Origin of the sequence: Pseudomonas arsenicoxydans, from assembly GCF_006438915.1 — a bacterium.
Classification (GTDB): domain Bacteria; phylum Pseudomonadota; class Gammaproteobacteria; order Pseudomonadales; family Pseudomonadaceae; genus Aquipseudomonas; species Aquipseudomonas arsenicoxydans_A.
Genome location: NZ_RCZE01000002.1, coordinates 207,294 through 232,359, shown reverse-complemented (window position 1 = coordinate 232,359; position 25,066 = coordinate 207,294). Strand labels below are relative to the sequence as shown.

Annotated in this window: 22 protein-coding genes; 13 read left to right on the top strand and 9 right to left on the bottom strand. The window is 60.3% G+C overall.

Annotated features, from left to right (window positions below; genetic code table 11):
* Positions 1-355: 355 nt before the first annotated feature.
* The 11 genes from pcaR (at position 356) to pcaC (ending at position 11,251) form a co-directional block, all read left to right on the top strand.
* Positions 356-1,198, top strand: coding sequence for a pca regulon transcriptional regulator PcaR (gene pcaR, locus EAH78_RS04550; protein ID WP_027925617.1), 843 nt, complete (start codon positions 356-358; stop codon positions 1,196-1,198).
* Positions 1,199-1,337: 139 nt separating this feature from the next.
* Positions 1,338-2,684, top strand: a complete 1,347-nt coding sequence (locus EAH78_RS04545; RefSeq protein WP_140666170.1) for an MFS transporter — start codon at positions 1,338-1,340, stop codon at positions 2,682-2,684.
* A 269-nt stretch (positions 2,685-2,953) separates the two neighbouring features.
* On the top strand, positions 2,954-3,811 hold the full coding sequence (locus tag EAH78_RS04540; RefSeq protein WP_123507421.1) for a CoA transferase subunit A: 858 nt from the start codon (positions 2,954-2,956) through the stop codon (positions 3,809-3,811).
* Positions 3,811-4,590 carry a CoA-transferase subunit beta gene (locus EAH78_RS04535; RefSeq protein WP_140666168.1) on the top strand — a complete coding sequence of 260 codons (780 nt, stop codon included), beginning with the start codon at positions 3,811-3,813 and terminating at the stop codon, positions 4,588-4,590. Before EAH78_RS04540 ends, EAH78_RS04535 begins: the two co-directional genes overlap by 1 nt.
* A complete protein-coding gene (pcaF, locus tag EAH78_RS04530; RefSeq protein ID WP_193560068.1) occupies positions 4,587-5,792 on the top strand; it encodes a 3-oxoadipyl-CoA thiolase in 1,206 nt (401 codons plus the stop codon). The genes EAH78_RS04535 and pcaF overlap by 4 nt, the downstream gene beginning before the upstream one ends.
* Positions 5,793-5,829: 37 nt before the next feature.
* Complete coding sequence (gene pcaH, locus EAH78_RS04525) at positions 5,830-6,534, top strand: protocatechuate 3,4-dioxygenase subunit beta (RefSeq protein ID WP_027925612.1); 705 nt, start codon at positions 5,830-5,832, stop codon at positions 6,532-6,534.
* A gap of 1 nt (position 6,535) precedes the next feature.
* Complete coding sequence (gene pcaG, locus EAH78_RS04520) at positions 6,536-7,102, top strand: protocatechuate 3,4-dioxygenase subunit alpha (protein ID WP_140666164.1); 567 nt, start codon at positions 6,536-6,538, stop codon at positions 7,100-7,102.
* 213 nt (positions 7,103-7,315) lie between these two features.
* Entirely contained in the window at positions 7,316-8,620 is a 1,305-nt protein-coding gene (locus tag EAH78_RS04515) for an MFS family transporter (protein WP_140666162.1), read from the top strand.
* A gap of 45 nt (positions 8,621-8,665) precedes the next feature.
* The gene (locus tag EAH78_RS04510; protein ID WP_140666160.1) at positions 8,666-10,030 is read left to right on the top strand and encodes a 3-carboxy-cis,cis-muconate cycloisomerase; all 1,365 of its coding nucleotides are present in this window, start codon (positions 8,666-8,668) and stop codon (positions 10,028-10,030) included.
* Positions 10,031-10,041: 11 nt separating this feature from the next.
* Positions 10,042-10,848, top strand: coding sequence for a 3-oxoadipate enol-lactonase (gene pcaD / locus EAH78_RS04505; protein WP_140666158.1), 807 nt, complete (start codon positions 10,042-10,044; stop codon positions 10,846-10,848).
* A 10-nt stretch (positions 10,849-10,858) separates the two neighbouring features.
* Positions 10,859-11,251 carry a 4-carboxymuconolactone decarboxylase gene (pcaC, locus tag EAH78_RS04500; protein ID WP_140666156.1) on the top strand — a complete coding sequence of 131 codons (393 nt, stop codon included), beginning with the start codon at positions 10,859-10,861 and terminating at the stop codon, positions 11,249-11,251.
* Positions 11,252-11,429: 178 nt separating this feature from the next.
* On the opposite strand, the gene EAH78_RS04495 is transcribed toward pcaC, so the two are convergent.
* From EAH78_RS04495 to EAH78_RS04480, 4 genes are all read right to left on the bottom strand, one after another.
* Complete coding sequence (locus EAH78_RS04495) at positions 11,430-12,689, bottom strand: OprD family porin (protein ID WP_140666154.1); 1,260 nt, start codon at positions 12,687-12,689, stop codon at positions 11,430-11,432.
* Between the two features lie 431 nt (positions 12,690-13,120).
* Positions 13,121-14,581: an efflux RND transporter outer membrane subunit EmhC gene (emhC, locus tag EAH78_RS04490; protein WP_140666152.1), complete on the bottom strand. Its 1,461-nt coding sequence runs from the start codon at positions 14,579-14,581 to the stop codon at positions 13,121-13,123.
* The gene (emhB, locus tag EAH78_RS04485) at positions 14,578-17,742 is read right to left on the bottom strand and encodes an efflux RND transporter permease subunit EmhB (protein ID WP_140666150.1); all 3,165 of its coding nucleotides are present in this window, start codon (positions 17,740-17,742) and stop codon (positions 14,578-14,580) included. Before emhB ends, emhC begins: the two co-directional genes overlap by 4 nt.
* Before the next feature lie 3 nt (positions 17,743-17,745).
* Positions 17,746-18,903, bottom strand: a complete 1,158-nt coding sequence (locus tag EAH78_RS04480) for an efflux RND transporter periplasmic adaptor subunit (RefSeq protein ID WP_140666148.1) — start codon at positions 18,901-18,903, stop codon at positions 17,746-17,748.
* Positions 18,904-19,168: 265 nt separating this feature from the next.
* Between EAH78_RS04480 and emhR the strand changes: the two genes are divergently transcribed.
* On the top strand, positions 19,169-19,801 hold the full coding sequence (gene emhR / locus EAH78_RS04475) for an efflux system transcriptional repressor EmhR (protein WP_140666146.1): 633 nt from the start codon (positions 19,169-19,171) through the stop codon (positions 19,799-19,801).
* Positions 19,802-20,023: 222 nt separating this feature from the next.
* Here emhR and EAH78_RS04470 read toward each other — a convergent pair whose 3' ends face one another.
* The 3 genes from EAH78_RS04470 to EAH78_RS04460 are packed head-to-tail and all read right to left on the bottom strand — an operon-like array spanning position 20,024 to position 22,606.
* Positions 20,024-21,073 carry an alkene reductase gene (locus EAH78_RS04470; protein ID WP_027925598.1) on the bottom strand — a complete coding sequence of 350 codons (1,050 nt, stop codon included), beginning with the start codon at positions 21,071-21,073 and terminating at the stop codon, positions 20,024-20,026.
* 28 nt (positions 21,074-21,101) lie between these two features.
* On the bottom strand, positions 21,102-22,268 hold the full coding sequence (locus EAH78_RS04465; RefSeq protein ID WP_140666144.1) for an MFS transporter: 1,167 nt from the start codon (positions 22,266-22,268) through the stop codon (positions 21,102-21,104).
* Positions 22,269-22,303: 35 nt separating this feature from the next.
* The gene (locus EAH78_RS04460; RefSeq protein WP_140666142.1) at positions 22,304-22,606 is read right to left on the bottom strand and encodes an ArsR/SmtB family transcription factor; all 303 of its coding nucleotides are present in this window, start codon (positions 22,604-22,606) and stop codon (positions 22,304-22,306) included.
* Positions 22,607-22,777: 171 nt separating this feature from the next.
* On the opposite strand from EAH78_RS04460, the gene EAH78_RS04455 reads away from it, so the two are divergent.
* Positions 22,778-23,356, top strand: coding sequence for an ACP phosphodiesterase (locus EAH78_RS04455; RefSeq protein ID WP_140666140.1), 579 nt, complete (start codon positions 22,778-22,780; stop codon positions 23,354-23,356).
* Positions 23,357-23,464: 108 nt separating this feature from the next.
* Here the strand turns inward: EAH78_RS04455 and EAH78_RS04450 are convergent, their stop codons facing one another.
* Both EAH78_RS04450 and olsB read right to left on the bottom strand, forming a co-directional pair.
* Entirely contained in the window at positions 23,465-24,256 is a 792-nt protein-coding gene (locus EAH78_RS04450) for a lysophospholipid acyltransferase family protein (RefSeq protein WP_140666138.1), read from the bottom strand.
* On the bottom strand, positions 24,256-25,011 hold the full coding sequence (gene olsB / locus EAH78_RS04445) for an L-ornithine N(alpha)-acyltransferase (RefSeq protein ID WP_140666136.1): 756 nt from the start codon (positions 25,009-25,011) through the stop codon (positions 24,256-24,258). Before olsB ends, EAH78_RS04450 begins: the two co-directional genes overlap by 1 nt.
* Between the last annotated feature and the right edge of the window lie 55 nt (positions 25,012-25,066).

Below are 25,066 nucleotides of genomic sequence, written 5' to 3'. Positions count from 1 at the left end.
TCGATTCGAAGAACACTATCACCGAGGCGTTAAAAGTAGTTCGTCATGTGTGATTGTTTTGTTACTGACAAGTGTTAACGGCAACTAGGATGCCGATGATGTCATTGTGCAGCGATGTCTTTCTGGCGCCATTAAGGTGAACAACTTAAACCCGTTACATCGACCTTTAAGAAGTCGATCAGACAAAAATAAAAACCGGTAGTTAATGGCGTGAGTCGCATCAGGCTCTGTATGGCATCGATTGCGATTATCGGCCTGTCGTCCGATAATCGCCCAATCTTGGCGGTCCCGGTCTTGTGTGCAGGAGCAGGGGCCGCGTGTAATAGCCGCTGATCCGCCTCGGAAAGGTCCTGTCATGAACGATCAAATGCGCAACTCTTTCACTTCAGTGGCGCCGCCGATCGTCGCCTCACCCGCGAAGCGAATCCAGGCCCTGACCGGCGACCCTGACTTCATGACCTCCCTGGCGCGTGGCCTGGCGGTGGTGCAAGCGTTTCAAGAGCGCAAGCGTCACCTGACGATCGCCCAGATCAGCCACCGCACGGAAATTCCCCGCGCCGCCGTGCGCCGTTGCCTGCACACCTTGATCAAACTCGGCTACGCCACCACCGACGGCCGCACCTATTCGCTGCTGCCCAAGGTGTTGACCCTGGGCCATGCCTATTTGTCTTCGACGCCGCTGGCAGTGTCGGCCCAGCCGTACCTGGACCGTATGAGCGAGCAACTTCATGAGGCGTGCAACATGGCCACGCTGGAAGGCGATGACATTTTGTACATCGCGCGCTCGGCGACCACGCAGCGTCTGATTTCGGTCGATCTTTCAGTGGGCGGCCGCTTGCCGGCGTATTGCACTTCGATGGGGCGGATTCTTCTCGCCGCGCTGGACGACACTTCGCTGCGAGAATACCTCGATCACGCAGAGCTGCAAGCCAAGACCAGCCGCACCCTGCACACGCCCGAGGCGTTGCTCGAATGCCTGCAAGAAGTACGGCAACAAGGCTGGTGCATCGTCGATCAGGAACTGGAACAGGGCCTGCGTTCGATTGCCGTGCCGGTGTACGACGCGTCCGGCCAGGTGGTGGCCGCCTTGAACGTCAGCACCCACGCCGGCCGTGTCAGTCGCAACGAACTGGAGCAACGCTTCCTGCCCGGACTGCTCAGCGCCAGCCGCGACCTCAGCGCACAGCTCTTCGCCTGAGCTTCTGTCTAAGCTGTTCGATAAACGCACAGACTTGCGTTTATCGAATTGACGCTCTTTCCCTTGGATCATTACTGTCGCGGCAGCGCCAGCTCAGGCTGGCACCTGTCCGACTGCGTTCTTGCGTGGAATAAAAATAATGAACCAGCCCCAGTCTGCTGTAGGTAACTGCCTCGACGTGCAGTCCTTCATCAATGCTCAACCCATTTCGCGCTATCAGTGGCGAGTGGTGATCCTGTGTTTCCTGATTGTCTTCCTCGATGGCCTCGACACCGCGGCCATGGGTTTTATCGCGCCTGCGTTGTCGCAGGATTGGGGGATCGACCGCGCCAGTCTCGGCCCGGTCATGAGTGCTGCGCTGATCGGCATGGTCTTCGGCGCACTGGGTTCCGGCCCGTTGGCTGACCGCTTCGGGCGAAAAGTCGTACTGGTTGGCGCGGTGTTTTTGTTTGGTGCATTCAGTCTGGCGTCGGCCTACAGCTCCAATGTCGATCAATTGTTGGTGCTGCGTTTTCTCACCGGCCTGGGCCTTGGCGCCGGCATGCCGAATGCCACCACGCTGCTGTCGGAGTACACCCCGGAACGCAAGAAGTCCTTGCTGGTGACCAGCATGTTCTGCGGCTTCAACCTCGGCATGGCCGGCGGCGGGTTTATCTCGGCCAAGCTGATCCCGGCGTTTGGTTGGCACAGTTTGCTGTTGATCGGCGGGATTCTGCCGCTGATCCTCACCGTCGTGCTGCTGTTCTGGCTGCCGGAATCGGCGCGTTACCTTGTAGTCCGCAACCGCGGCACCGACAAAGTACGCAAGACTCTGGCGCCCATCGACCCGACCGTCGTCGCCCAAGCCTCAAGCTTCAGCGTGCCGGAACAGAAAACCGTGAAGGCGCGTAACGTGTTCGCGGTGATCTTCTCCGGCACCTACAGCACCGGCACCTTGCTGCTGTGGCTGACCTATTTCATGGGCCTGGTGATCGTGTACCTGCTGACCAGTTGGCTGCCGACACTGATGCGCGACAGTGGCGCGAGCATGGAGCAGGCCGCGTTCATTGGCGCGCTGTTCCAGTTTGGCGGGGTGCTGAGTGCGGTGGGTGTAGGCTGGGCGATGGACCGGTTCAATCCGCACAAGGTCATCGGTATTTTCTACCTGCTGGCCGGGGTGTTTGCCTACGCGGTGGGGCAGAGCCTGGGCAACATCACGCTGTTGGCGACGTTGGTGCTGGTAGCGGGGATGTGCGTCAACGGTGCGCAATCGGCGATGCCTTCCTTGGCGGCGCGGTTTTATCCGACACAAGGGCGGGCGACCGGGGTGTCGTGGATGCTCGGGATTGGCCGGTTTGGCGCGATTCTCGGGGCGTGGATGGGCGCGACGTTGCTCGGGTTGGGCTGGAATTTTGAGCAAGTGCTGACGGCGCTGGTGATTCCGGCGGCGTTGGCGACTACGGCGGTGGTGATCAAGGGCATGGTCAGTCATGCGGATGCGACCTGACAGCATGATCCGGAATATCGAGTGGTTTTGAAGGCCCCTTCGCGAGCAAGCCCGCTCCCACATTAGAACGCGGTCAACTGTGGGAGCGGGCTTGCTCGCGAAGCTTTTGATCTTCAATAAGCAGCCAACAATCTGTTCGATAAACGAACACATAGTCGATTATCGGATTGTTTGGTGTTTTGCACAGGCTTAACCTTCAGTCATTCCGGCGCTGCGCATCGCGCCTTTTTCATCCACTGTCGGTTGATAACAAAACGGGAGCCTGCCCCATGGCTGAAATCCTTTCGCTGCACGACGCGGTGAAGCAATTCGTAAACGACGGCGATACGGTCGCGCTCGAAGGCTTTACCCATCTGATCCCTACGGCGGCGGGTCATGAAATTATTCGTCAGGGCAAGAAAGACCTGACGCTGGTGCGCATGACCCCGGACCTGATCTACGACCAGTTGATCGGCGCCGGTTGTGCTCGCAAATTGATTTTCTCTTGGGGTGGCAACCCGGGTGTAGGTTCGCTGCACCGTCTGCGTGATGCCGTTGAGAAGCAGTGGCCGCATCCACTGGAGATCGAAGAGCACAGCCACGCCGACCTGGCCAATGCCTACGTCGCCGGCGCCTCCGGCCTACCGTTCGCGGTGCTGCGGGCCTACGCCGGTTCCGACCTGCCGAAAGTCAATCCACTGATCAAAACCGTCACCTGCCCGTTCACCGGTGAAGTGTTGGCGGCCGTGCCGTCGGTGCGTCCGGATATCACCGTGATTCACGCGCAGAAGGCCGACCGCAAAGGCAACGTGCTGCTGTGGGGCATTCTTGGTGTGCAGAAAGAAGCCGCACTGGCCGCCAAGCGTTGCATCGTTACCGTCGAAGAAATCGTTGACGACCTCAATGCACCAATGAACTCCTGCGTCCTACCGACCTGGGCCTTGAGCGCGGTTTGTCACGTCCCTGGCGGCGCGCATCCGTCCTACGCCCACGGTTACAACGAGCGTGACAACCGCTTCTACCAAGCCTGGGACCCGATTGCCCGCGACCGTGAAACCTTCACCGCGTGGATCAACGAATACATCCACGGCTGCGCTGACTTCAGCGAGTTCCAGGCCAAGCTGGCCGCTGCTTCGGAGGCCAAGTAATGACTTACACCACCAATGAAATGATGACCGTCGCCGCCGCTCGCCGTTTGAAGAACGGTTCGGTGTGCTTCGTCGGCATCGGCCTGCCGTCGAAAGCGGCCAACCTGGCGCGACTTACTTCTTCGCCAGACGTCGTCCTGATCTACGAATCGGGTCCGATTGGCGCCAAGCCAAGCGTACTGCCGCTGTCGATTGGTGACGGTGAGCTGGCGGAAACCGCCGACACCGTGGTCCCGACGGGTGAGATTTTTCGCTATTGGTTGCAGGGCGGGCGCATCGACGTCGGTTTCCTCGGCGCTGCGCAAGTCGACCGTTTCGGCAACATCAACACCACCGTGGTCGGCGACTACTTCTCGCCGAAGGTCCGCCTGCCGGGTGCCGGTGGCGCGCCGGAAATTGCCGGTTCGGCCAAAAGTGTGTTGATCATCCTCAAGCAGTCGGCGCGTTCGTTTGTCGACAAACTCGACTTCATTACCTCGGTCGGCCATGGCGAGGGCGGTGATTCGCGTAAGCGTCTTGGTCTGCCGGGCGCAGGGCCAGTCGGCATCATTACCGACTTGTGCATCATGGAACCGGAAGCCGGCACCCATGAATTTGTGGTCACCGCGCTGCACCCGGGTGTGACCCGTGAGCAAGTGGTCGCCGCCACCGGTTGGCCGATTCGTTTCGCTGACACGGTTGAAAACACCGCCGAGCCCACCGACGTCGAACTGACCGCACTGCGCGACCTCGAAGCCCGCACCGCCGCCGCCCACGGCCAAGCACCCGGAGAAGCCTGATGCGTGACGTTTATATCTGCGACGCCATTCGCACCCCCATCGGCCGTTTCGGCGGCGGTCTGTCCGCCGTTCGTGCGGACGACTTGGCCGCTGTGCCGATCAAGGCGCTGATGGAACGCAACCCGTCGGTGGACTGGACGGCGGTGGACGAGGTGTTCCTCGGCTGCGCCAACCAGGCCGGCGAAGACAACCGTAACGTGGCGCGCATGGCATTGCTGCTGGCCGGGCTGCCGGAAAGTATTCCCGGTGTCACGCTCAATCGCCTGTGCGCGTCGGGCATGGACGCCATCGGCACGGCGTTCCGCGCCATCGCCAGCGGTGAAATGGAGTTGGCGATTGCCGGCGGCGTCGAGTCGATGTCCCGCGCACCGTTCGTAATGGGCAAGGCTGACGCGGCGTTCTCGCGCAACATGAAGCTGGAAGACACCACCATCGGCTGGCGTTTCATCAACCCGTTGATGAAAGCGCAATACGGTGTGGATGCGATGCCGCAGACCGCCGACAACGTCGCCGACGATTACGAAGTGTCCCGCGAGGATCAGGACGCGTTCGCGCTGCGCAGCCAGCAGCGCACAGCCGCCGCGCAGGCCGCCGGATTTTTCGCTGAAGAAATCGTCGAAGTGCGGATTGCCCACAAGAAGGGTGAAACGGTCGTGACGCAGGATGAGCATCCGCGCGCCGACACCACTCTGGAAATGCTGGCCAAACTCAAACCGATCAATGGCCCCGACAAAACCGTCACCGCCGGCAATGCTTCGGGCGTCAACGACGGTGCGGCAGCGTTGATTCTGGCCTCGGCCGAAGCGGTGAAAAAACACGGCCTCACTGCCCGCGCTAAAGTGCTGGGCATGGCGAGCGCTGGTGTCGCTCCACGGGTGATGGGCATCGGCCCGGTCCCGGCGGTGCGCAAACTGACCGAGCGTCTAGGCGTGGCGGTCAGCGATTTCGACGTGATCGAACTCAACGAAGCCTTCGCCAGTCAAGGCCTGGCGGTGCTGCGCGAACTGGGCATTGCCGACGACGCGGCCCAGGTCAACCCGAACGGTGGCGCCATTGCCTTGGGCCATCCGCTGGGCATGAGCGGTGCGCGCCTGGTCCTGACCGCGTTGCATCAATTGGAAAAAACCGGCGGCAAGAAAGGCCTGGCGACCATGTGTGTCGGTGTCGGCCAAGGTCTGGCGCTGGCGATCGAACGCGTCTGACACGCCGCGTCGACAAATAAGAACAGAGGAAAGCGCAATGACTGACAAGCCTGGTTACCGTCGTCCGCAGGAAGGCACTCAGCCGGAATACCTGCACCCGACGTATCAATCCACCAACCTTCGCTCGCCGTCCAAACCGTTGGTGTTTCTGCCGCACTCGCTGTCGGAAATCACCGGCCCGACCATCGGCGCCGAACGCGTCAACGAGAAGGACAACGACCTGACCGTTCAGCACAAGGGCGAGCCACTGGGTGAGCGCATCATCATTCACGGCCGCGTGCTGGATGAAAACGGTCTGCCGGTGCCGGGGATTCTGGTGGAGATCTGGCAGGCCAACGCCGCCGGCCGCTACAACCATGCCCGCGACCTGCACGATGCGCCGCTGGACCCGAACTTCACCGGCACCGGCCGCACCGTGACCGATGCCGATGGCTGGTATCAATTCCAGACCATCAAGCCCGGCGCCTACCCATGGGGCAACCACCACAACGCGTGGCGCCCGGCGCACATCCATTTCTCGCTGTTCGGGCCAAGCATTCTGACGCGGCTGGTCACGCAGATGTATTTCCCCGGCGATCCGCTGCTGGCTTATGACCCGATCTACAACTGCGTGCCCGACACCCGCGCCAAAGAGCGCTTGATCGCCACGTTTGATCTGGAAAAAACAGTCCCTTCCTATGCCCTCGGTTATCGCTGGGACATCGTCTTGCGCGGCCGCGACGCCACGCCGATGGAGAAATAAGATGACGCTGAACGCGACCACATCCCACACCGTCGGGCCGTATTACCACATCGGCCTGACCTGGCTGAACCGCGAAGACCTGACCGTTGCGCAAACCCTTGGCGAACGCGTGGCGATCACCGGGCAAGTCATCGACGGCAACGGCGATGTCGTCAACGACGCGATGCTGGAAGTCTGGCAAGCCAACGCCGCCGGCAAGTACGACCACCCGGAAGACGATCAGGACAAACCGCTGGACCCGAACTTCGAAGGCTTTGGCCGGGTGCCGGTGGATGCGCAAGGGCGCTTTCGTTTCACCACCATCAAGCCGGGCACGGTCGAAGGCCTGAAAGGCTCGACCCAGGCGCCGCATTTGGTGGTGCTGGTGTTTGCGCGCGGGTTGGTGAAGCATTTGCTGACGCGGATTTACTTTGACGGTGAAGCGGCGAATGTGTCGGATCCACTGCTGGAGTGCGTACCGGCCGAGCGTCGCAGCACGTTGCTGGCGAAGCAGGATGCGTCGGGTGTTTACCAGTGGAATGTGATTCTGCAAGGCACTGATGCCGAGACGGTGTTCTTCGATTATTGAATGAACAACGCCAATCCCATGTGGGAGCGGGCTTGCTCGCGAAAGCGGTGTGTCAGGCAACGTTTACATCGACTGACACGCCGCTTTCGCGAGCAAGCCCGCTCCCACAAGGGATCATCTCCAACAGGGGGATCTGCGTTGGTAATGCATCTGGGGAACAGGACTGTTGCGAAGTGTGTCTAGACTCTCACTGTCCCCATTGAGTGAAAAACAATGACAACGACCGCTGCTTCAACAGAACACTACACCGGCGAAGAGCGCAGCAAGCGTATCTTCGCCATTGTCGGCGCCTCGTCCGGCAACCTCGTGGAATGGTTCGACTTCTACGTCTACGCCTTTTGCGCGATCTATTTCGCCCCGGCCTTTTTCCCCTCCGACAACCCCACGGTGCAGTTGGTCAACACCGCTGGCGTGTTCGCCGCCGGGTTCCTGATGCGCCCCATTGGCGGCTGGATTTTCGGTCGGGTGGCGGACAAGCACGGGCGCAAGAACTCGATGATGATCTCGATTCTGATGATGTGCTTCGGTTCGTTGCTGATCGCGTTCCTGCCGACCTACAAGGACATCGGTGTCTGGGCGCCGTTGCTGTTGCTGTTCGCGCGTTTGATTCAAGGGTTGTCGGTGGGCGGCGAGTACGGCACCACCGCCACCTACATGAGTGAAGTGGCGCTCAAGGGCCAGCGCGGTTTCTTCGCTTCGTTCCAGTACGTGACGCTGATTGGCGGACAATTGCTGGCGGTGTCACTGGTGGTGATCCTGCAACAGTTCCTCAGTGAAGATGAGCTGCGTGCCTACGGCTGGCGGATTCCGTTTGTGGTCGGTGCGGCGGCCGCGCTGATTTCGCTGTTCCTGCGCCGTTCGCTGAAAGAAACCAGCAGCAAGGAAATGCGCGAAAACAAGGACGCCGGCAGTATCGCAGCACTGTTCCGCGACCATAAAGCCGCGTTCATCACCGTGCTCGGTTACACCGCCGGTGGCTCGCTGATTTTCTACACCTTCACCACGTACATGCAGAAATACCTGGTGAACACCGCCGGCATGCAGGCCAAGACCGCCAGCTACATCATGACCGGCGCGCTGTTCCTTTATATGTGCATGCAACCGTTGTTCGGCATGCTCGCCGACAAGATCGGCCGCCGGAACTCGATGCTCTGGTTCGGCGCCCTCGGGACGTTGTGCACCGTGCCGATTCTGTTGAGCCTGAAAAGCGTCAGCAGTCCGTTCCTGGCCTTTGTGCTGATTACCGTGGCGCTGGCGATCGTGAGTTTCTACACCTCGATCAGTGGTTTGGTGAAAGCCGAGATGTTCCCTCCGGAAGTGCGCGCCCTCGGCGTTGGTCTTGCCTACGCGGTGGCCAATGCGATCTTCGGTGGTTCGGCGGAATACGTGGCCCTGAGTCTGAAAGCCGTGGGCATGGAAAACTCCTTCTACTGGTACGTTACGGTGATGATGGCGGTGGCGTTCCTGTTCAGTCTGCGTCTGCCCAAGCAGGCTAAGTATTTGCACCACGACCTTTGATCTTTCCGCGCGGGCCTGAGCGGCCCGCGCCTTCAAGGACTGTTTATGAACGATCGACCGGGCAATCAATTGTTCGATGCCTATTTCACTGCCCGCGATATGCGTGAAGTGTTCTGCGATCAGGGCCGCGTGCAGGCCATGCTCGACTTCGAATCGGCGCTGGCCCGGGCCGAGGCGCGTGTCGGGCTGATTCCGCAAACCGCTGTCGCGCCCATTGAAGCGGCGTGTCAGGCCGGGCATTACGATTTCGCTGCCCTCGGTGAGGCGATTGCCACGGCGGGCAATTCAGCCATTCCATTGGTCAAGGCATTGGGCAAGCAGATCGCGGCCAATGATGCCGAAGCCGAGCGCTATGTGCATTTGGGCGCGACCAGTCAGGATGTGATGGACACCGGTCTGGTGTTGCAACTGCGTCAGGCACTGGCCTTGATCGAAAGCGATCTCGCGCAACTGGGCGACACCCTCGCCACTCAAGCCAAGCGTTATGTCGCCACGCCGCTGGCCGGGCGCACCTGGTTGCAACACGCCACACCGGTCACCCTCGGCATGAAAATCGCCGGGTGGCTGGGCGCAGTCACCCGCAGCCGCCAGCGTTTACAAGAGCTCAAACCGCGTCTGCTGGTGCTGCAATTCGGCGGTGCCTCCGGAACCCTGGCCGCCCTCGGCGCGCAAGCGATGCCGATTGCCGAAGCGCTGGCCGGGGAGTTGCAACTGACCTTGCCGGATCAGCCTTGGCACACCCAACGTGATCGTCTGGTGGAGTTCGGTTCGGTGCTGGGATTGATCGCCGGCAGCCTCGGCAAACTCGGCCGTGACATCAGCCTGTTGATGCAGACCGAAGCCGGTGAAGTGTTCGAACCGTCGGCGCCGGGCAAGGGCGGTTCTTCGACCATGCCGCACAAGCGCAACCCGGTGGGTGCTGCGGTGCTGATCGGTGCGGCGACGCGCGTTCCCGGTTTGCTCTCGACGCTGTTCAGCGCCATGCCGCAGGAGCACGAGCGCAGCCTCGGTCTGTGGCATGCCGAATGGGAAACCTTGCCAGAGATTTGCTGCCTGGTGTCCGGCAGCCTCAAGCAAGCCCTGCTGGTGGCGCAGGGGCTGGAGGTGGATGCGGCTCGCATGGCGCGCAACCTCGATTTGACCCAAGGCCTGGTGCTGGCCGAAGCGGTGAGCATCGTCCTCGCCCAACGGGTCGGCCGTGACACCGCGCATCATCTATTGGAGCTCTGCTGCAAACGTGCGGTGGCTGAACAGCGGCATCTGCGCGCTGTTCTCGGCGACGAGCCGCAAGTGACCGCCGAGCTTTCGGCGGCTGAACTCGATCATTTGCTGGACCCCGCCCATTACCTCGGCCAGGCCCAGACCTGGGTCGAGCGGGCGGTGGCTGAACATTCTGCGTTGACTGCCTGAAGGAGATTGCTGTGGCTTTTGTACAACTCGCCGAGGGCGAACTGCACTACCTAATTGAAGGGCCGCAAATAGGCGGGCCTGAAGATGCGCCGGTACTGGTGCTATCCAACTCGCTGGGCACCGACCTGCACATGTGGGACGCGCAGATAGCTGCGTTCACTGAACACTTCCGGGTGCTGCGTTTCGACACCCGTGGCCACGGTCAATCGCTGGTGACGCCGGGGCCGTACAGCATCGAGCAATTGGGCCATGACGTGTTGGCGCTTCTGGATGCCTTGCACATTGAGCGTGCGCATTTCTGCGGTTTGTCCATGGGCGGTTTGATCGGCCAGTGGCTGGGAATCAACGCCGGTGATCGACTGAACAAACTGGTGGTGTGCAACACCGCGGCGAAAATCGGCGATCCGTCGATCTGGAACCCGCGCATTGAAACGGTGCTGCGTGACGGTCCGGCCGCGATGGTCGCGCTGCGCGATGCCTCGATTGCCCGCTGGTTTACCCCTGACTTTGCCGAAGCCAATCCAGCTGCCGCCAAGCGAATCACCGACATGCTGGCCGCCACGTCGCCTGAAGGCTATGCAGCCAATTGCGCCGCGGTGCGGGATGCCGATTTCCGTGATCAGTTGTCGTCGATCAAGGCGCCGCTGCTGGTGATTGCCGGCACCGAAGACGCAGTGACACCGCCGTCCGGTGGGCACTTCATTCAAGAGCACGTGCCGGGCGCCGAATACGCCGAGTTCCACGCCGCGCACTTGTCCAACGTCCAGGCCGGCGCCGCGTTCAGCGAGCGGGTGTTGGCGTTTTTGAACGCTCATTAAGGGGATGGTTGTGGACGAAAAACAACGTTACGACGAGGGCATGAAAGTCCGTCGCGCAGTACTCGGCGACGCTCACGTCGACCGCAGCCTGACCACCCTGACCGAGTTCAACTCGGAATTTCAGGAGATGATCACCCGCCACGCCTGGGGTGATATCTGGACCCGCCCGGGCCTGCCGCGTCACACCCGCAGCCTGATCACCATTTCCATGCTGATCGGCATGAACCGCAACGAAGAACTGAAACTGCACCTGCGCGCCGCCGCCAATAACGGCGTGACCCGTGGCGAGATCAAGGAAGTGATCATGCAGAGCGCGATCTACTGCGGCATCCCGGCGGCGAATGCGACGTTCCATTTGGCGGAGTCGGTTTGGGATGAGTTGGGGGTTGAATCGCGGGAGTAAAATTCGGTTATTTTGGTGTCTGTGCTGACGCCTTCGCGAGCAAGCTCCACATTCGAGCGCATTCTCCCTGAGGGAACTCGGTTAAATGTGGGAGCGGGCTTGCTCGCGAAGGCGGTGTATCAGTCGACATGGTTATTGAATGACACACCGCAATCGCGAGCCGGCTCACTCCAGGTGTTTACAGCAAGCTGATCGGATAGCTGACGATCAACCGGTTCTCGTCGAATTCGTTGTTGCTGAAATCGCGGCGGATGGTCGAGTTGCGCCATTTGACGTTGAAGTCCTTTAGCGCGCCGCTTTGCACGGTGTAGCCCAGTTCCGATTCGCGGCCCCATTCCTTGCCGTCGGTGATGGTGCCGGTGTGGACGTTGTCGCCGCTGATGTAGCGGTTCATCAGGGTCAGACCCGGAATTCCGAGGGCGACGAAATTGTAGTCGTGGCGTACCTGCCAGGATTTTTCCTGCGCGTTGTCATAACTGGCGTTGTAGCTGTCGTTGGCCAGGGTGCCGCCGCTGGTGCCGTTGACGCGCATCCAGGCGCTGTCACCGGTGAGTTTTTGCAGGCCGACGTAGAAGGTGTTGCCGCCGTATTTGGCTGAGAACAGGCCGGACCAGGTCTTGTTGTCGAGATCACCGGCGCGGGCGCTGCCGTCATCCTTGCCGTAGAAAAAACCGAGATTCGCGCCCAGGGTCCAGTCGCCCAGTGGCTGGCTGTGGATCAGGTTGACGAATTGCTGGCTGTAGATGTCCTTGAGTTCGGCATTCCAAAGGCCGATCTGAGTGCGCTTGTCGTTGAAGGTGTATTCGCCGCCCTCGAAGTTGAATCGGTCGGAGGTGAAGGCCGGTTTACCGTTCATAAACATGTCGCTCATGCTGCTGTCGTCGCGCGGGCTGTTGGCGCGGAACTGGCCGCCGTAGAGCGTCAGGCCGGCGATTTCCTTCGAGGTGATCTGGCCTCCACGGAAAGTTTGTGGCAGCGAGCGACCATCGTCCGAACGCAGGATCGGGAGCACCGGCATCCATTCACCGACTTTCACCTCGGTCTGGGACAACTTGGCCTTGAACGCGACGTTGGTGCGACCGAAGTTGTCCGCCGGGCGACCGTCATGGTCCAGCGGCAGCAACTGTGTACCACCCGTGCCTTTGCCGCCGTCGAGCTTCACCGAGTACAAACCCAACACATCCATACCGAAACCGACAGTGCCGTGGGTGAATCCGGATTTGGCGTCGAGGATGAAGTTTTGCGTCCACTCTTCAGCCTTGCCCTGGGCCTTGGTCGGGTTGGTGAAATTGCGGTTGATGTAAAAGTTGCGCAGGTTCAGGTTGACCTTGGCGCCGTCGATGAAACCCGCTTCCTCGGCCTGGGCGGGCAGGGCCGCGCCGGCCACTGCAATGGCCAGAAAGCCGGGGAAGAAATACTGCGCGGTGGAAGGCGTCATGGGCTCGGGTCTCTCTAATTGTTGGGGATGAAACGGGGTGATGCCGCAACCGTGGGGTGCAGACAAAGATTTGATCGATTGAAAAAAACGCAGCGCAATCAACCGGACATGGCAGGGCGCGGGGGCATGACGTTGAACCTGATGTTGTTGGTCTTGTGCGAAGAATGGTGCGGGTAATGTACTGGATGGTTCAATTGCTGAAAGCGGGTTTTGGGCGATTATCGAACGTAAGATCACCCATGATTTATGTTGCTGGTGCTGGCCCCTTCGCGAGCAAGCCCGCTCCCACATTTGACCGCATCCTTCTGCAGGAACCTCATTAAATGTGGGAGCGGGCTTGCTCGCGAAGGGGCCAGTGAACACACCACACATTTTCCCGCACCCAACAAAAAGCCCACCAAAAGGTGGGCTTCCTGTTTGTCACAGCGCTATCAGAACATCTTCATCTTCGGCGCTTCTTCTTTCAGCGGTTCGACCTTGGCGGTCTGCTCGTTCCAGCCACCACCCAGTGCCTTGTACAGATTGACCGCGCTGACCAACTGCGCCAGACGGTCGGTGATCAGCACTTGTTGCGCGTTGAACAGCTGACGCTGGGCATCGAGGAAGGTCAGGTTGCTGTCGACACCAATGCGGTAACGACGCTCGGCTAGGCGGTAGTACTCCTGGTTGGCGGTGACGTTGTCACGTTGCGCCTGCAACTGCTCGGTGTAAGTTTTACGGGCGGCCAGGCCATCGGCGACTTCCTGGAAGGCCGTTTGAATGGACTTCTCGTAGTTCGCCACGCCGATGTCTTTCTGGATTTTCGAGTAATCCAGGCTGGCGCTCAGGCTGCCGGCGTTGAAGATTGGCAGGTTGATCTGCGGCGAGAACAGCCAGGTGCCCGAACCGCCCTTGAACAGACCGGACAAGTCCGGGCTCAGGGTGCCGGCGTTGGCCGTCAGGCTGATGCTCGGGAAGAACGCAGCCCGTGCCGCGCCGATGTTGGCGTTGGCAGCTTTGAGGTTGTATTCGGCCTGGAGGATGTCTGGACGACGTTGCAGCAAGTCTGATGGCAGACCGGCGGGCACGTCGCTCAGCAAGTCGTCAGACAGCGGTTTGGCGGCTTGCAGGTTGGCCGGGATACCGGTGCCGAGCAGCAGCACCAGGCTGTTTTGATCCTGAGCGACCTGGCGGGTGTACTTCGCCAGTTGAACCCGGGCGGTTTCCACCGAGGTGCGCGACTGGGCGAGGTCCAGCGCCGAGGCTACACCGACTTCGGCACTGCGCGCGGTGAGCTTGTAGCTCTCCTCGAACGCACCGAGGGTGTCCTGGGTGACTTTCAGCAGTTCCTTGTCAGCCTGCCAGGCCAGATAGGCGTTGGCCACGCTGGCCACCAGGCTGAGCTGAGTGCTGCGTCGACCTTCTTCAGTGGCGAAGTATTGCTGCAGCGCTTCTTCGCTGAGGCTACGAACCCGACCGAACAGGTCGAGTTCATAGGCACTGATGCCGACCGTGGCCGAGTAGGAGCTGGTGATGCCCGCCTGACCGGTCTGCGAAGCGTCAGCCGGAACGCGCTGACGGCTGCCGGTGCCATTGGCCGAAACGGCCGGGTACAGGTCGGCACGCTGGATGCGGTACTGAGCCGCAAAGGCGTCGATGTTCAGCGCCGCGACACGTAGGTCACGGTTGTTTTCCAGTGCGACCTGGATCAGCTGTTGCAGGGCCGGGTCATGGAAAAACTGCTTCCAGCCTTGCTCCGCCGCCGCCTGGCTTGGCGCCTGGGCCGGCGAATACGCCGGGCCCTGCGGGTATTGGGCTGCCACCGGTGCTGCGGGCTGCTGATAATCGGGTATCAGCGAGCAACCACCGAGCACAAACGCGGCAACGGCTAGGGAGAGTAGCGACTTGCTCATTGGCCAGCCTCTTTAGGAGTTTCAGTGGCGTCATCCTGGTCGACTTTTTTGCGCTGACCGATGGACGACACAGTGACGAAGAACAGTGGGACCCAGAAGATCGCCAGAACGGTGGCGGTGATCATACCGCCAATCACCCCGGTGCCGATGGCATGCTGGCTACCCGAACCTGCACCGGTGGAAATCGCCAGGGGTACCACGCCGAGAACGAAGGCGAGCGAGGTCATGATGATCGGTCGCAGACGCATCCGGCAGGCTTCAATCGCCGCATCGCGCAGGCTACGCCCTTGTTCATGCAGTTCCTTTGCAAATTCGACAATCAGAATGGCGTTTTTCGCCGCCAGACCGATGGTCGTCAACAGACCCACCTGGAAGTACACGTCGTTGGACAGGCCACGCAGGCTGGTCGCCATCAGTGCACCGATGATCCCCAGCGGCACCACCAGCATCACCGCAATCGGGATCGACCAGCTTTCATACAGCGCCGCCAGACACAGGAACACCATCAGCAGCGACAGGGCGTACAGCGCTGGCGCTTGAGAACCGGACAAGCGTTCCTCGTACGACAGGCCGGTCCAGGAAATACCGACACCTGCCGGCAGCTTCGCGGCAAGGGCTTCGACTTCGGCCATGGCTTCACCGGTGGAGTAGCCCGGTGCCGGAGAACCGAGGATTTCCATCGCCTCCACGCCGTTGTAACGGGCCAGCTTCGGCGAGCCGTAAATCCATTCACCCTTGGCAAACGCCGAGAACGGAACCATGGTGCCGGCGCTGTTGCGCACATACCATTTCTTCAGGTCTTCCGGGCTCATACGCGAACCAGGCTGGCCTTGCACGTACACCTTCTTCACTCGACCACGGTCGATGAAGTCGTTGACGTAGCTACTGCCCAGCGCGATCGACAGGGTGTTGTTGATATCGGCGATGGTGATGCCCAGAGCACTGGCCTTCTCGTCATCGATTTCCAGTTGGTATTGCGGTTCGTCATTCAGGCCGTTCGGACGCACCTGAGTCAGAATCTTGCTTTGCGCTGCCATGCCGAGGAACTGGTTGCGTGCTTGCATCAGTTTTTCGTGACCGATACCGGCGCGGTCCTGAAGGAACACGTCGAAACCGGTGGCGTTACCCAGCTCCAGGACCGCCGGTGGCGCAAAGGCAAACACCATGGCATCGCGGAAGGTGAAGAAGTGCTGTTGGGCACGGGCCGCGACTTTGAACACATTGTTGTCGGCGTTACGTTCGTCCCATGGCCGAAGCATGATGAACGCCATACCCGAGCTCTGGCCACGACCGGCGAAGTTGAAGCCGGTCACGGTAAACACCGAGTTCACCGCATCGCCTTCACCGCCATCCTTGCCCGGACGCAGCAGGAATTCACGCATCTCGTCCACGACCACCTGGGTCCGCTGGGCGGTAGAACCGGCCGGCGTCTGCACCTGGGCGAACAGTACGCCCTGGTCTTCTTCGGGCAGGAACGCCGTCGGAATCCGGGTGAACAACCAGATCATGCCGACAATGATGAGGAGATAGGCCAGCAGGTACGGGGCCTTGCGCGAGAGCATGCTGCCCACGCCGCGCTCATAGCTTCTTACGCCACGGTCGAAATTACGGTTGAACCAGCCGAAGAAGCCACGCTTGGGTGTGCCGTGCTCACCCTTCGGAATGGCCTTGAGCATGGTGGCGCAAAGCGCCGGCGTGAAGATCAGTGCAACCAGTACCGACAAGGCCATGGCCGAAACGATGGTGATCGAAAACTGCTTGTAGATCACGCCGGTGGAGCCGCTGAAGAACGCCATGGGCAGCAGTACCGCCGACAGCACCATGGCGATACCGACCAGTGCGCCCTGGATCTGCCCCATGGATTTTTTGGTGGCCTCCTTGGGTGACAGGCCTTCTTCACTCATGACCCGTTCGACGTTTTCCACCACGACGATCGCGTCGTCCACCAGCAAGCCGATGGCCAGGACCATACCGAACATGGTCAGGGTGTTGATGCTGAAACCGGCGGCCGCGAGGATGCCGAACGTACCCAACAACACCACCGGCACCGTCATCGTGGTGATGATGGTGGCGCGGAAGTTTTGCAGGAACAGGAACATCACCAGGAACACCAGCACGACGGCTTCGACCAGGGTGTGAACCACGCCTTTGATCGACTCGGTCACCACTGGAGTAGTGTCATACGGGAACACCACTTCCATCCCTTGCGGGAAGAACGGCTTGAGGTCGTCGATGGTCTTGCGCAGGGCTGTGGCGGTATCCAGGGCGTTGGCGCCAGTGGCCAGCTTCACGGCCAGGCCGGACGCCGGAGCGCCGTTGAACTGGGCGTTGATGCTGTAGTTTTCACCACCCAAACCAACGTCGGCGACATCTTTCAAGCGAACCTGGGAACCGTCCTTGTTGACCTTGAGCAGGATTTTATTGAACTGCTCAGCGGTCTGCAGACGCGTCTTGCCAATGATCGTTGCGTTCAGCTGTGTGCCGGGCAGGGCTGGCAAACCACCGAGTTGACCGGACGAGACCTGCACGTTTTGCGCGGCGATGGCGGTTTTGACGTCAACCGGAGTCAGGTTGAAGTTGTTCAACTTGGCCGGGTCGAGCCAGATACGCATGGCGTACTGGGAACCGAACACCTGGAAGTCACCGACACCGGCGGTCCGCGAGATCGGGTCCTGCATGTTCGACACGATGTAGTTGGACAGGTCGTCCTTGGTCATGCTGCCGTCACGCGAGACCACGCCGATGACCAACAGGAAGTTCTTCACCGCCTTGGTCACGCGGATACCTTGCTGCTGCACTTCTTGCGGCAGCAATGGGGTGGCCAGGTTCAGCTTGTTCTGGACCTGAACCTGCGCGGTATCGGAGTTGGTGCCTTGTTCGAAGGTCGCGGTAATGGTCATGGTGCCGTCGGAGTTACTTTCCGAAGACACATAACGCAAATGGTCGATACCGTTGAGCTGTTGCTCGATCACCTGTACCACGGTGTCCTGCACCGTTTGTGCCGAAGCACCCGGATAGGCCACAGAGATGGCGATCGCCGGAGGCGCAATGCTCGGGTACTGGTTGATCGGCAGCTTGAGGATCGATAGTGCCCCGACCAGCATGATCACCAGGGCAATTACCCAGGCGAAAATCGGACGGTCGATAAAAAATTTCGACATGGTTTACTCCCCTTTGCCGCTGGAAGCCTTATCAGCTGCCTGTGCGGGGGCCGGGTTCTTAACGCCAACGTTAGTCGCTTCAGTGGCTTTGACTTCAATGCCAGGCTTGACGAATTGCAGCCCTTCGGTGATCAGGCGATCGCCTGCTTTCAGACCGTCCTCGATCAGCCATTGGCTGCCGACGGTGCGGCTGGCCTTGAGCTGACGCAGCTCGACCTTGTTGTCAGCACCGACGACCAGGGCGGTCGGGGTGCCTTTCAGGTCACGGGTCACGCCTTGTTGCGGGGCCAGAATCGCTGCTGCGTTGACACCGGACTGCAACTGGGCGTGCACGAACATGCCCGGCAGCAGGGTGTGTTCCGGGTTCGGGAACACGGCGCGCAGGGTCACGGAACCGGTAGTCTGGTCAACCGAGACTTCGGAGAATTCGAGCTTGCCGTCCTGCTTGTACTGGCTGCCGTCTTCGAGGGTCAGTTTGACAGTCGCCGCGTTGTCGCCAGCCTTTTGCAGGCGACCGCTTTCCAGTTCGCGGCGCAGTTGCAGCAATTCCACCGAGGACTGCGTCACGTCGACGTAGATCGGGTCTATTTGCTGGATCACTGCCATCGGATCGGCCTGGCCGCTGGTGACCAGCGCGCCTTCGGTCACGTTCGAGCGGCCGATACGACCGGACAGCGGCGCGTAGACCTTGGTGTAGCGTACGTTGATCTGGGCTGTTTGCAGGGCAGCTTCCGATTGCAGACGGTTGGCCACTGCCGTGTCGTATTCCTGACGGCTGACGGCTTGTTCGTTGACCAGTTGCTTGTAGCGGTCGGAGATCGACTTGGTCTGTTGCAGGTTGGCTTCGGCACTTTTCAGTGTGGCGTCATACACCGACGAATCGATCTGATAGAGCTGTTGGCCAAGCTTGACGTCGCCGCCTTCCTTGAACATGCGCTTGAGAATGATGCCGTTCACCTGAGGGCGCACTTCGGCGATGCGATATGCGCTGGTACGGCCCGGCAGATCGGATGTCAGCGTAAACGTTTGCGGTTGCAGGGTAACGACGCCGACCTGAGGAGGCGGTGCGGCTGGTGCTGCCTCTTCCTTTTTGCATCCGCTGAGCAGCGTTGCCAAAGCGACGGCAGTGACCAGAGCGGTAACAGCTGGCTTAAATTGCATGAAAATCCTCGGGTCAGGCGCGCAAAGTGCGCACTAGAAAGGTGGAAAGGTAAAAATAGGGTGCTAAGTGGATAAGTAGCTTGCTAAGGAATATACTTACGTTCATGGTTGTTTGTAAACACCTTGGCTGCGTACCCGATTCGCTACAAAAGCCGTTCGAAGGTTTTAATTCTAAGACGGGGACGGCGCCCAAGAGCGATCGCCCCACTTTTATTCAGCTGATGTTCAGACATCACTGAAGCATCCAGATTGAGGTTTTACTGCCATGGTCCGTCGCACCAAAGAGGAAGCTCAAGAAACCCGCGCCCAGATACTCGAAGCGGCAGAGAAAGCCTTTTATGAAAGGGGCGTGGCGCGCACGACGCTGGCGGACATCGCGACCCTGGCCGGCGTGACTCGCGGTGCGATCTATTGGCATTTCAGCAACAAGGCCGATCTGGTGCAGGCCATGCTGGATACCTTGCATGAGCCACTGGATGAAATGGCCAGGGCCAGTGAAAGCGAAGAGGAACTCGATCCGCTCGGCTGCATGCGCAAACTGCTGATTCATTTGTTTCATCAAGTTGCACTGGACCCGAAAACCCGACGCATTAATGAGATTTTGTTTCATAAGTGCGAATTCACCGATGAAATGTGCGATCTGCGCCAACAGCGCCTGACGGCCAGCCTTGATTGCAAGGTGCGAATCGGCCTGGCCCTGAGTAATGCCGTGAATCGAGGGCAAATGCCCGCAGACCTCGACACGGCGCGCGCAGCCATCAGCCTGCACGCTTACATCGACGGTATTCTGTACCAGTGGCTGCTGGCCCCCGACAGCTTTCAATTGCACGCCGAAGCGGAACGTTGGGTCGAGACCGGACTGGACATGCTGCGCTTGAGCCCAAGCCTGCGCAAATGAAACAAAATGCGTAATTGGCTTCGCGAACGTCAACTTTCGAGGCGGGTGCCGATTCCATGGGGTGCTTTTATATACTCACGCTCGCCAGGATGACAGGTAGCGAGCACCGTATTTTGTAGGGATTTTGTGTCTTGGGTGTGAATGTGTGTGATCACGCCACCTTAAAAACAAAAAGCCCCGGCTCTCACGAGTCGGGGCTTTTTGCAGTTCAGTGACTGATGCTTACAGCGCCGGGTAGTCGATGTAACCGACCGGGCCTTTTGCATAGAACAGTTCTGGACGTGCTTCGTTCAGCGGCGCATCGGCCTTCAAACGGGCCGGCAAGTCCGGATTGGCAATGAACGGCACGCCGAAGGCGACCGCATCAGCCTTGCCGCTGGCCAGCCAGGCGTTGGCGCTGTCTTTGGTGAAGCGTTCGTTGGCGATGTACGGGCCGCCGAAGGCTTCTTTCAGTTGTGGGCCGAGGCTGTCGCCGGCTTCTTTTTCGCGGGAGCAGATGAAGGCGATGCCACGCTTGCCCAGTTCGCGAGCGACGTAGGTGAAAGTTTCCGCCAGGTTGTCGTCGCCCATGTCATGGGAGTCAGCGCGCGGTGCCAGGTGCACACCCACGCGGCCGGCGCCCCAGACTTCGATGGCAGCGTCGGTCACTTCCAGCAGCAGGCGCGCACGGTTTTCCAGGGAACCGCCATAGTTGTCGGTGCGCTGGTTAGTGCTGCTTTGCAGGAACTGGTCGAGCAGGTAACCGTTGGCGCCGTGGATTTCCACACCGTCAAAACCCGCGGCCTTGGCGTTCTCGGCACCGGTGCGGTAAGCGTCGATGATGTCGGCGATCTCGGCGGTTTCCAGGGCACGCGGCGTTGGATAGTCGGCCAATGGGCGAACCAGGCTGACGTGACCTTTTGGCTGGATGGCGCTCGGTGCGACCGGTGCCTCACCGTTCAGGTACGACGTGTGGGACACCCGGCCGACGTGCCACAGTTGCAGGAAGATTTTGCCACCCGCGCCGTGGATCGCTTTGGTCACGTTAGCCCAGCCGCGGACCTGGTCGTTGGACCAGATGCCCGGGGTATCCGGGTAGCCGACGCCCATTGGCGTGACCGACGTGGCTTCGCTGAGGATCAGGCCGGCGGAAGCGCGCTGGACGTAGTACTCAGCCATCAATGCGTTCGGCACGCGGCCTTCGTCGGCGCGGCAACGGGTCAGCGGCGCCATGATGATGCGGTTGGCCAACTCGATGTCGCCCAGTTTGATCGGATCGAAAATAGTCGTCATGAAAGCACCCTAGTGAGGTTTAAGTGGATTAGCGAGTCGCTGGAGCCAGTTCGGGATTGCCGCTCTGGCGGAAAGTAATCAGGGTCACCAGCAGGGCGAGTACCGCCAGTGCGGCAGCCGCGAGAGGTACGCTGGTCAGGCCGAAGCCGTGGGCGATGACGCTGCCGCCGACCCAGGCACCCAGTGCGTTGCCGATGTTGAAAGCGCCGATGTTCAAGGTCGACACCAGGTTCGGTGCCGCTTTGCCAAAGGTCACCACGTTCACTTGCAGGGCAGGCACGGCGGCAAAACACGCGGTGGCCCAGAGGAACAGGGTGATTTCGGTCGGGATCAGCGCAACGCTGGTCCACGTCAGTACGGTGGAGACCACGGCCATGCTGATGAACACGCCGATCAACGTCGCGGCCATGCCTTTGTCCGCCAGTTTGCCGCCGATGATGTTGCCAACCGTCAGGCCCAGGCCGATGAGCATCAGGGTCCAGGTCACGCCACGTGGCGAGACACCGGTGACTTCGCCCAGCAGCGGCGCGACGTAAGTGAAGAGGGTGAAGACTGACGCGGCGAACAGCGCGGTCATGCTCAGGGACAACCAGATGCCGGCGCCCTTGAGCGCGGCCAGTTCGGCGCGCATGTCGAGTTTTTCTTCATCGCGCTTGGCCGGCAGGAAGCGGATCAGGCCAATCAGGGCGATCACACCAATCACCGTCACGGCCCAGAAGGTCGAACGCCAGCCAGCCTGTTGACCGAGCGCGGTGCCCAGTGGCACGCCGAGCACGTTGGCCAGGGTCAGGCCGGTGAACATCAAGGCCACGGCCGAAGCGCGTTTGTTGGCGGGCACCAAACCTGCTGCCACCACCGAACCGATACCGAAGAAGGCACCGTGGCAGAGGGCTGTGACGACGCGTGCAAACATCAACACGTTGTAGTCACCGGCGAGGGCGCAGAGCAAGTTACCGATGATGAAGATCCCCATCAACGCCACCAGTGCGGCCTTGCGCGGCAGTCGGGCGGTGGCCAGCGCCATGAACGGCGCCCCGATGGCCACGCCCAAGGCGTAACCGGTCACCAGCCAGCCGGCGCCGGGGATCGACACACCGAGGTCCGCCGCCACGTCGGGCAACAAGCCCATGATGACGAACTCGGTGGTGCCGATGGCGAAGGCGCTCAAGGCCAGAATGAGGAGCGAGAGGGGCATTGTTTAATTCCTTTTCGGCTGACTGACGTAAAGGGTCAGAGCTCGTTGCTGAAGGTCTTGAGGAATGCCTGGATGGTTTCCTCATTACGTTTGAAAAAATGCCACTGGCCGACTTTGCGGCTGCTGATCAGGCCGGCGCGTTGCAGGGTCGCCAGGTGCGCGGATACCGTGGACTGCGACAAGCCGCAACGTTGATCGATCTGCCCGGCGCAAACACCGTGCTCATTGCTGTGTGACTGGTCCGGGAATTCAACGGTCGGGTCTTTGAGCCAGTGCAGGATTTCTCGCCGTACTGGGTGTGCCAGGGCTTTTATTATTTCGTCGAGATTAATGGTCATGGGGGTGAGCTCGTGATGGTTAAAACGCTATATCGCGATAAGGCGAACTTTAAATCGGTATTTCGCGATATACAAATATGATTTGGCTCTGAGCCGCTAACAATTCGGTATATCGGGTTATAACGATACGTGGGGTGTAAAGATCCAAAGGTGCAGTGCTAAGCTGCGCCCATGAACTATCTCGCACATCTTCATCTCGGTGGCCAGCGTCCCGGCCAATGGCTCGGCAGTCTCTATGGCGATTTCGTCAAAGGACAGCTGCAAGGGCAATTCGCGCCGGAGATCGAAGCGGCCATCCAGCTGCATCGCAGCATCGATGTGTTTACCGACCGTCATCCGCTGGTGGATATTTCGTTGTCGCGGTTCTCCACCACGCGCCGGCGTTACGCCGGGATCGTGCTCGACGTGTTTTTCGACCACTGCCTGGCACGGGACTGGACGTTGTACGCCGACCGGCCACTGGAACTGTTCACGTCGGATGTGTACAGGGTGCTGGCGGCCGAGCCGCAGTTGCCGGAACGCCTGGCGAGAATCGCGCCGCACATGGTGGCGAATGACTGGTTGGGGTCGTATCAGGAGTTCGAGGTGCTGGAACAGGTGCTGCGGGGGATTTCCCGACGGTTGACCCGGCCGGAGGAACTGGCGGGGGCCATGCAGGAATTGCGGATGCTGTATGAACCGTTGAGTGAAGACTTCAGGTTGTTCTACCCGCAGCTTCAGACCTTCGCCCAAAACTACCCAACAACATAGAACTAATGTGGGAGCGGGCTTGCTCGCGAAAGCGGTGTGTCATTCAACATTAATGTCGACTGATGTACCACTTTCGCGAGCAAGCCCGCTCCCACATTAGACAGGTGTTTAAGCAGCGATAGCGGGTCGCATCGGGATTTGTTGCTTCTCCGGAGTCGCCCCAAACAACGCTTTCTGCACCGCTTGCTGCGCTTCGAACGCCAGCGCCGCACGCTCGCGTCCTTCGCAAGCAATCGGCTTGAGCAGGTGAATCTCCACATCCCCCCGGTCATTGGCAAACAAGCGCATCAAGTGCGACAGCAGATCATCATCGCCAATGAACGGTGCCAGGGTGTCGAGCTGACCGTCACGCAGGTAACGAATCGCCACCGGTTGTAGTTGCACCTCTGAATCAATCGCCGCCGACAGCAAGCGCCCATGAAACGTGCGCAACGAACGGCCATCGGTGGTGGTGCCTTCCGGGAACATCAGCAGCGGATGCTCCTGTTCTAGGTGGCGGGTCATTTGTTTGCGGATCAGCTGACTGTCGCCCGACCCACGACGGATAAACAGACTGCCAGCCTTTGCCGCCAACCAGCCTGCGACCGGCCAGGTGCGCACTTCGGCCTTGGACAGGAATGACAGCGGCGTGAGCATGCCCAGAAGCGGGATGTCGGTCCAGGACACGTGATTGCTGACCCAGAGCATCGGTTGCTTGGGTAGTTCACCGTGAACGGTGACCTGGAAGGGCAGGGCATTGCTCAACCGCGCCATGAAAAACCGCGACCAGCGTTGGCGGCGGACCATCGAGTGGGCGATGCCCGTGCGCTCGAACAGCCCGAACAGGCTGGCCATGCTCAAACCGAATGCGACCACCACCAATACTCGCGCAATCCGCGCGTACACCCGCAAGCGGCTCATCACATGGCCGCCTTGAAGTGCTTGGCGTAACGCGGGCAGAGCTCGTCGCGCTTGAGCAGGATGAACACGTCGGCCACCTGGAAATCTTCGTCCCAGCACGGCTCGCCGCAGATCTTCGCGCCGAGGCGCATGTAGGCCTTGAGCAGCGGCGGCATTTCGGCGATCACGTTGGAAGGGATATCCAGGGTCGGCAGCGGCTTTTTCGGCTCGGCGCGCAGGTGTTCGGTGCACAGGTAGCGTTCGCGCAGGCGCTGCATGATCGCGTGGGCCTGAATGCCGCCGTCCTGCATCGGGATGCTCGCGCAGCCCATCAAATAGCTGTAGCCGCCCTCATTCAATACTTCGGCCAGCTCACCCCAAAGCACGGCGATGGTGCCGCCGTTGCGGTAGGCCGGGTCGACGCAGGTGCGGCCGATTTCCAGGATCGGGCCTTTGAGATGTACCAGGCCGTGCAGGCTGAATTCTTCTTCGCTGTAGAACTTGCCCAGGCTGCCGGCCGCCGTGTGATCGAGCAAACGGGTGGTCGCCACCAGGCGCCCGGTATTCAAGTCACGCACGCCGATGTGGGCGCAATGAACATCATAGTCATCCATGTCCAGACCCAGCTCAGCGCCCTTCAGCTTGGCGTTGAACTCGCCGCTGAACACGTTGAAGCGCAAGGCCTGGGCTTCCTGCAAGGCTTGGCTGCCGATCAGGCGTTCGGCTTGCAGTCGGCGGTCGTTGCCGGTGTCGCGGATGCGGGCGATCTGAGTCATGGCGATTCTCCGTGCGGGCTGCTCACCCGTCTTGGGTTACAGCGGATCGACTTTC

Excerpts from the sequence above, each read along its gene's own strand:
- EAH78_RS04460 (WP_140666142.1), bottom strand. The coding sequence starts at position 22,606 with ATGACCATTAATCTCGACGAAATAATAAAAGCCCTGGCACACCCAGTA.
- EAH78_RS04540 (WP_123507421.1), top strand. The coding sequence starts at position 2,954 with ATGGCTGAAATCCTTTCGCTGCACGACGCGGTGAAGCAATTCGTAAAC.
- EAH78_RS04470 (WP_027925598.1), bottom strand. The coding sequence starts at position 21,073 with ATGACGACTATTTTCGATCCGATCAAACTGGGCGACATCGAGTTGGCC.
- emhC (WP_140666152.1), bottom strand. The coding sequence starts at position 14,581 with ATGAGCAAGTCGCTACTCTCCCTAGCCGTTGCCGCGTTTGTGCTCGGT.
- pcaR (WP_027925617.1), top strand. The coding sequence starts at position 356 with ATGAACGATCAAATGCGCAACTCTTTCACTTCAGTGGCGCCGCCGATC.
- olsB (WP_140666136.1), bottom strand. The coding sequence starts at position 25,011 with ATGACTCAGATCGCCCGCATCCGCGACACCGGCAACGACCGCCGACTG.
- EAH78_RS04480 (WP_140666148.1), bottom strand. The coding sequence starts at position 18,903 with ATGCAATTTAAGCCAGCTGTTACCGCTCTGGTCACTGCCGTCGCTTTG.
- EAH78_RS04465 (WP_140666144.1), bottom strand. The coding sequence starts at position 22,268 with ATGCCCCTCTCGCTCCTCATTCTGGCCTTGAGCGCCTTCGCCATCGGC.
- EAH78_RS04495 (WP_140666154.1), bottom strand. The coding sequence starts at position 12,689 with ATGACGCCTTCCACCGCGCAGTATTTCTTCCCCGGCTTTCTGGCCATT.
- EAH78_RS04515 (WP_140666162.1), top strand. The coding sequence starts at position 7,316 with ATGACAACGACCGCTGCTTCAACAGAACACTACACCGGCGAAGAGCGC.
- EAH78_RS04510 (WP_140666160.1), top strand. The coding sequence starts at position 8,666 with ATGAACGATCGACCGGGCAATCAATTGTTCGATGCCTATTTCACTGCC.
- EAH78_RS04535 (WP_140666168.1), top strand. The coding sequence starts at position 3,811 with ATGACTTACACCACCAATGAAATGATGACCGTCGCCGCCGCTCGCCGT.
- emhR (WP_140666146.1), top strand. The coding sequence starts at position 19,169 with ATGGTCCGTCGCACCAAAGAGGAAGCTCAAGAAACCCGCGCCCAGATA.
- EAH78_RS04455 (WP_140666140.1), top strand. The coding sequence starts at position 22,778 with ATGAACTATCTCGCACATCTTCATCTCGGTGGCCAGCGTCCCGGCCAA.
- pcaG (WP_140666164.1), top strand. The coding sequence starts at position 6,536 with ATGACGCTGAACGCGACCACATCCCACACCGTCGGGCCGTATTACCAC.
- EAH78_RS04545 (WP_140666170.1), top strand. The coding sequence starts at position 1,338 with ATGAACCAGCCCCAGTCTGCTGTAGGTAACTGCCTCGACGTGCAGTCC.
- emhB (WP_140666150.1), bottom strand. The coding sequence starts at position 17,742 with ATGTCGAAATTTTTTATCGACCGTCCGATTTTCGCCTGGGTAATTGCC.
- EAH78_RS04450 (WP_140666138.1), bottom strand. The coding sequence starts at position 24,256 with ATGAGCCGCTTGCGGGTGTACGCGCGGATTGCGCGAGTATTGGTGGTG.
- pcaH (WP_027925612.1), top strand. The coding sequence starts at position 5,830 with ATGACTGACAAGCCTGGTTACCGTCGTCCGCAGGAAGGCACTCAGCCG.